The 6,250-nt window shown below is 59.7% G+C and carries 3 protein-coding genes and 4 pseudogenes; 5 read left to right on the top strand and 2 right to left on the bottom strand.

All coding sequences use genetic code 11. The annotated features are described in order from the left end of the window. Nucleotides 1–284 (top strand): annotated as a pseudogene (locus EN906_RS19315) (hypothetical protein); the annotation flags it as partial. 96 nt (nt 285–380) lie between these two features. On the opposite strand, the gene EN906_RS19310 reads toward EN906_RS19315, so the two are convergent. Further along, nucleotides 381–653 (bottom strand): hypothetical protein, encoded by a 273-nt coding sequence (locus EN906_RS19310; RefSeq protein WP_127266913.1) that lies wholly within the window; start codon nt 651–653, stop codon nt 381–383. Between the two features lie 215 nt (nt 654–868). Further along, nucleotides 869–1,345: pseudogene (locus tag EN906_RS19305) on the bottom strand (aldehyde dehydrogenase family protein); the annotation flags it as partial. A gap of 613 nt (nt 1,346–1,958) precedes the next feature. On the opposite strand from EN906_RS19305, the gene EN906_RS19295 reads away from it, so the two are divergent. The 4 genes and pseudogenes from EN906_RS19295 to EN906_RS38330 form a co-directional block, all read left to right on the top strand. After that, entirely contained in the window at nt 1,959–2,297 is a 339-nt protein-coding gene (locus EN906_RS19295; protein ID WP_236383572.1) for a helix-turn-helix transcriptional regulator, read from the top strand. Beyond that, nucleotides 2,287–3,603 carry a HipA domain-containing protein gene (locus tag EN906_RS19290; protein WP_127206482.1) on the top strand — a complete coding sequence of 439 codons (1,317 nt, stop codon included), beginning with the start codon at nt 2,287–2,289 and terminating at the stop codon, nt 3,601–3,603. Before EN906_RS19295 ends, EN906_RS19290 begins: the two co-directional genes overlap by 11 nt. Nucleotides 3,604–5,044: 1,441 nt before the next feature. Continuing rightward, nucleotides 5,045–5,578: pseudogene (locus tag EN906_RS38335) on the top strand (IS21 family transposase); the annotation flags it as partial. A gap of 10 nt (nt 5,579–5,588) precedes the next feature. Beyond that, nucleotides 5,589–5,902, top strand: a pseudogene (locus tag EN906_RS38330) (ATP-binding protein); the annotation flags it as partial. Between the last annotated feature and the right edge of the window lie 348 nt (nt 5,903–6,250).

Below are 6,250 nucleotides of genomic sequence, written 5' to 3'. Positions count from 1 at the left end.
GGTGCGGCAAACGTCGTCGTCTGGGTCAAGATCTCGCGAGAAATTCCGGCGCGTGCTTCTTGCTTCGGCCATGCTCGGCGTCCGCGGACGCATCCGACGGAAGAGGAGGTGGTGCACCTCGTCGCCCACGAGCTGACCGATCTGTCGGCCGGGCTGGCCAGCGTGGGAAACCGCAAGACGCCGTTTCCGTTGCCGCACGGCCGAGGGCCGAGGCTCATCACGGCGGATCGGGCATCGATCCGCGCGGCATGCCGAAGGGGCGCGACATCGTCGATGCAGTATGACCATATCGACCCTATCAAGTTCAAGACGCGTAACTTCCGGTAGCGCTTCCGGAGGCCACTTCAGCAGCATGTTGTGCACACTTTTGTCGGACCCTGTTAACTGCCGATTGGCAGCAGGTCACCCCGTGCCGGATCCCAAATGTCGTCGCTCTCAAGCGCAACGACTGCCCGCACCCTTTTTAAGTCAGCGAGCACCTCCACCGCCGGACGCCGCCCCGTTTCCTGAGCCGCGGCGTAACGGGTGTATTTGTGACTGTCCGGCTCAAACCACTTCAACGATTCCAAAGTAGCCATGGCATCGCCCTTGCGGCTGCGCGTGATGCGAATGATCGTGATCCCATCCTCAGCGCTCGCGTCGAATGGAGACACGCTGCCAACGCTTCATCTGCTCTACCCCATCTTTGTTCCAAGGCGGTCGGATCATCTCAATGAGCCCTGCCTCGGGGTGGCCAAAGCATGCATATTTATCGTTCGGCCCCGCATCGAATTATCATCTGCGATGTGGGACTCGATCTTGGGTTGGCGACGGCTTAGCTCCGGGAGTAGACGTCGGACCACTGATAAGTGCCGGACCTTCTCCACAATTTCTCGGCGGACTCATCGTGAACGCTCGATTGGACGTAAATGCGGTTCGCGGAAACGCAGGTCTGGCCGGCATTGCGGAACTTCGCCTGGACCGCACCGTCAACAGCACCGTCAATGTCGGCATCATCGAAGATGATGAAAGGTGCATTGCCGCCGGTTTCAAGGCTGACCTTCTTGATCTGGTCAGAGCACTGACGCATCAGCAGCCGTCCGGCCTCGTTCGAACCGGTAAAGCTGATCTTTTGAATCTTGGAATTGGTGCAGAGTTCACGGCCCACGCGATCACCTTCGGACGCATAGATCCAGGTTGACCACGCCATCGGGAAAGCCGGCCTGATGGCGAGAGCAAACATTGCACCTAGCCACGCCACGATAAGATCGAGCGCGGCTTCGTTGCGTGCGGGTCTGTGGTCAGTGGAGGGCGGAGGAAAAGCGCTCGGCGTGCTCGCCCTCGCGATACCACTGGTTCGCGCCGGCAAGCGCCAGTTTCTGAGGCAAATCGCCGAACAGCTGGTAGAGCCTTACTCTCAGGGCTTGGCATCTATGTCGCCTACGACCGCCACATGCAGCCCGTCGCGTGCGAAAGCGGCTTTGTGGAAGGCGCTTAGATCGGAGGGCGTTACGCTAGTCAGGCTCCCTTGGGCGGTCTCGAATACGGATGCGTGCCGTAGATTCCGCGCCGCCAGGCCAGCTCGGCGATCGCATGAGGTTCCGCGCTCATTGGCAATGATTTCGGAGAGAAGCTGGGCGCGTATGCGGTCGAAAAGTGCTGGTGTAGCCGGCTGCGGGTCCCGCCACCGAGAATGTCGGCCAGCAGTCGAGCGCCGCGGCCTCGCACCAGGGACCGCCCATGAATGACTCATGCGAGGCGTCTCAAGGCTGTCCGCGATCCAGCGCCAGATCTCCGCCTCGCCCGAGGGGCGCAGAGCTGGCCGGTTGTGCAGGAGCCGTAGGCAATATCCGCCTTCCTCGTTCGGATGGGTAACGCTTGCGATACGGAGTCTTGACTTTGGCAGTCGCTCTGTGACATTACCTATATAAAGTTCTAAAGAAGGCGATATGGATCATGCATAGGTCACAGAGACCCGAATGAAGGCAACGTATAAACGCACCTATTCGCGCTACGCGATGGAAGCGCTTGGCCTTTTCGGTAAGACCATCCGGCTTGGCCGGATGCAGCACCGGTTAACCGCACAGGAGTTAGCCGAGAGAATCGGTGTTTCACGCAGCACCCTGCAGCGCATCGAGAAGGGCGATCCCAAAGTCGAAATCGGACTGATGTTCGAAGCTGCTGCCATTGTCGGTGTGAAGCTGTTCGATGCCGACGGCAAGGGCATCACAGCCCTCACAGGCCGCATGGACGATCGCATCGCGCTGCTGCCGAAGCACGTCTACAAGGCCAGCAAGCAGATCGTCGATGAGTTCTAAGGTCCCCAAGTACGACGAAGCCTATGTCTGGGTCTGGCTGCCGGGCGAGACCGCGCCGGTTGTCGCCGGGCGGCTATATGCCCATGACGGACTCGTCAGCTTCAACTATGGCAGGAGCTTTCGTGAACTGGGCAGCGCGATCCCGCTTTATCTCCCGGAACTGCCCCTGAAGGCAGGCGAATTGCCTTTGCTTCCTGGCCTAACCATGCCGGGATGCATCCGCGATGCTGCCCCTGATGCCTGGGGACGACGGGTTATCCTAAACCGCAAATTCGGTGTGAAGGGCGATGAAATCGCGCGGCTCGATATTTCAGAACTGACGTTCTTGCTGGAATCAGGCTCGGACCGCATCGGCGCGCTCGATTTTCAGTTTTCGCCCACGCATTACGAGCCGCGCGCACTGGCCAATGCCACTCTCGAAGAGCTTGTCCAATCGGCGGAGCGGGTAGAGAAAGGTATTCCGCTCACCCCCGAATTAGATCAGGCGCTGCATCACGGCAGCTCGATCGGCGGCGCAAGGCCAAAGGCGCTGATCGAGGATGACGCCGTCAAGCATGTCGCGAAATTTTCCTCGTCTGCCGACCTTTACAGCGTCGTCAAAGGAGAATTCATAGCCATGCGGCTTGCCGCCTTGTGCGGCATCAGAGCGGCATCCGTCTCGCTCGTTCGCGCCGCAGGCAACGACGTGTTGCTCGTCGAGCGATTCGACCGGATCAAGGTCACGGGCGGCTGGCAACGCAAATCCATGGTCTCAGCGCTGACGATGCTCGCGCTCGATGAGATGATGGCGCGTTACGCCAGCTACCAGGATTTGGCGGAGATCATTCGCCACCGATTCACCGCGCCGTCGGAAACTCTGCGCGAGTTGTTCAGCCGCATTGTCTTCAACATACTTTGCGGCAACACCGACGATCATGCCCGCAACCATGCGGCATTCTGGGACGGGGCTAAGCTCACCCTCACGCCTGCGTACGATATTTGTCCGCAGGCCCGCAGTGGCCAGGAGGCCAGCCAGGCCATGCTCATCAGCGGCAATAACCGCATGAGCCGGATAGCGTCCTGCCTTGAAGCGGCGCATCACTTCCTGCTCAGCGCGCCGGAAGCTCTTGCGATTGTTGAAGGCCAGCTCCGATGCATTGCGGAGAATTGGCCGCGTGTCAGCGAGGAAGCTACGCTATCCGGCATAGATCGCAATCTGTTCTGGGGCCGACAGTTCCTCAATCCCTACGCTTTTACGGCGCTGGAAGGAAGCGCCGACGTTCTCCGCGCTCTGGCTGACGAACTACGCAACAGTGTTCACGCCTGATCCGGCGCTGGATTTCGGACAAGCTCGGCAAGCGCAAGACGCCACAATATGGACAACCCTTGCCGTGCCAGGACGAAGATTGAACAAACGGCTCTTCAACAGTGACAACGTGCACTGCGGAGAGATGTTGAGCTGACACCGCAAAAGACCAAGACGCGCGACTTCCCGCGATACAACTCCACATAACTGAGCGTCTACAAGCGGTGCAGCCAGCCAAACATCCAGCCATCAAAGCGATGATCGTCTGATCTTTTGCCGATGACATCACGTGGGGGAAGACTTGTTCGAGCGCTTGCCGCTTCATATCGATACCGGCCTGGGCGTAGCGCATCGTTAGTTCAGCCCGAGTGGCCTGGCCATCGACTGATGGTGGCGATGTCAACACCCGCCTTGACGAGGTGGATGGCCGTCGTGTCCCGCAAAGGGCGATGATGGATGCTCTTTTCCGCCATGGTGGTTCCTTCGCCCGCAGCCATGTGTGCGCAGCAAGTATCGAACACCGAACCGGGTGAGCAGTGTGGGGCGGTCGTTGCTTTGCTCGGCGGGACAGGGCGATACCAGACGAAGGTCACAATCGAAGATTCAGGATCCCTGAACTCGTGCATCCGTATTGAACATCAGCGAAAACAGAGCGTAATCCCGCTGTCCAGAAGGCGTGCGGCGGTCGATACGCGCCAGGACGCTCTTGATTTCCGGGCTCATCGAGATATTCGACAGGTGCCACCCACGCGCCCTCTTGAAGGGAAGTGTCACCACCAGTTGCAGCGTATCCTAATATTCGGGGTGCTCCGAAATCAGGAACCGCGCAAAGGCATGCATCGCCGCCAGCCTTGCATTGCGGGTCGCAACTGCCACGCTCGACCTCAAGTGATGTGAGAAAGCTGCCCATCCTGTCGGTATTGATGTCGGAGACCGCTTCTTTCAAGAATATCTTCCCGCTCTCCCGCGGCATGAGCCCGTGGCATGCTTCGGCCCAATGCTGTGGATTGATGTTTCTTCATGCCACAACCTCGCTGACGAGACCGCCGAAAGCCCCTTCAAAGCGGTCGGTGGCGATCTCTCGCAGCTTTGGAAGGTAGTGCATTGATTTTTCGTGGAATGGGGACCCTGTTTAAAGGGTGATTTTCGTCCAAACGGGACCCCTTAACGATGGGGTCATCAAGATGCCTCCGGCTTGATCGGAGGCATTTGTGTTTTGGATGTTGGTTTTAGAGACGATTGCAAAGATACGTCGGCTGTCGCTGGTCCAGGGGAAGTCGATCAAGGCGATCTGCCGTGAGCTGAAGATGTCGCGCAAGGTGGTGCGCAAGGTCCTGCGTTCTGAGGAGACGCAGTTCCGCTACGAGCGCAAGCACCAGCCCTATCCCCGCATGAGAGCTCGGCGTGAGACGCGGGACCGGCTGCTGTCGGCGAATGCGGCCAAGCCGCAGCGGGAGCGGCTGCCGGTCGCTTCGACGGCTTCCATTGCATTCCCCCGTCGGTGTCGAAGACCTGCACGGTGCGCTTCGACAACAACAAATACTCGGTGCTGTCGAGTGCCGTCGGTCGGCCCATCGAGATCCATGCTTATGTCGATCGGATCGCATCCGCCAGAGGATGGCGTGGTCGTGGGAGAACACGTTCGCTCCTTTGGCCGCAACGAGGTCGTCTACGATCCCTGGCACACGGCGCGCGCCGTTCCTTGGCTGGGTCGTGCGGTCGGCAATGGAGAAGGTGCGGCGCAGCTCAAGGCGGTTGATGACGTCGACCGGCAGATGGTGTTGATCCTCACCTGGGTGCTGACCGACGGATTGAGCGCGGTCGAGGCCGCCTGTCAGGAAGCCATCGAGCACGGTGCATCGTCGGCGCCGGTGATCCTCAACATCCTGGCCCGCAGCCGCGATCCGGCGCCGGGCACGATCCTTTCCATTCCCCAAGCGCTGAAGCTAGCTCACGAGCGGTCGCCGACTGCACCCGCTATGACAGTCTCAGGAGGACAAACAGCCATGGAACGCACCGAGGTACTGGAACTGATGGGAGCGCTGAAGCTCTACGGAATGCGCAGAGCCTATGACGAGATCATGGGCGCGTCGCCATCAAGCGACGGCACGAGCCGCCCAGGATTGTCGGTGATCTCTTGCAGGCCGAGATATCGGAGAAGCAGGCCCGCTCCATCAAATACCAGTTCGCTGTCGCCAAGTTGCCGCTGGCCAAGGACATCGACGACTTCGACTTCGCCGACACGCCGGTCACCCCCTGATGCGCGATCTCGCCCGGCCGCGCCTTCGTCGCCGATCAGCGCAACATCGTCCTGGTCGGCCGCCTTCACGGGTCACCCAACTCGCGCGGAAGGTCGACCGCATTGCGACGGGCGCGTGTCGACTTCCCAACAATGTCAGACAGGAGACGCAACGCTATCGGAGCGATCGCATTGCCCGAAACGATTTTCCCAGTTGGCACGACAATTGCGGTCCTATGCGCAAAAGCAAACTAGACCTGAGAGCCGCACCGCATGAATGTAGCCTCCCAATATCTGCCGCTTGTGGCGCATCACGAAGCCGGGCACGCGGTGGCCGCCATCGTTTTGCACCGTCAGACGTTCGACGACGACCGTGAACTCCCTGCTTTCTCAAGTGTTAGTATTTACCCCGACGTCGGTGACGGAGAG

The organism is Mesorhizobium sp. M7A.F.Ca.CA.004.06.1.1 (genome assembly GCF_003999135.1).
In the GTDB taxonomy this organism is placed as follows: domain Bacteria; phylum Pseudomonadota; class Alphaproteobacteria; order Rhizobiales; family Rhizobiaceae; genus Mesorhizobium.
Note: the sequence above shows the minus strand (reverse complement) of the source record. Positions and strands in the feature narration are given on the sequence as shown.

Bases quoted from the DNA above. Each gene is read 5' to 3' on its own strand.
- EN906_RS19295 (WP_236383572.1), top strand. From the start codon at position 1,959: ATGAAGGCAACGTATAAACGCACCTATTCGCGCTACGCGATGGAAGCG.
- EN906_RS19290 (WP_127206482.1), top strand. From the start codon at position 2,287: ATGAGTTCTAAGGTCCCCAAGTACGACGAAGCCTATGTCTGGGTCTGG.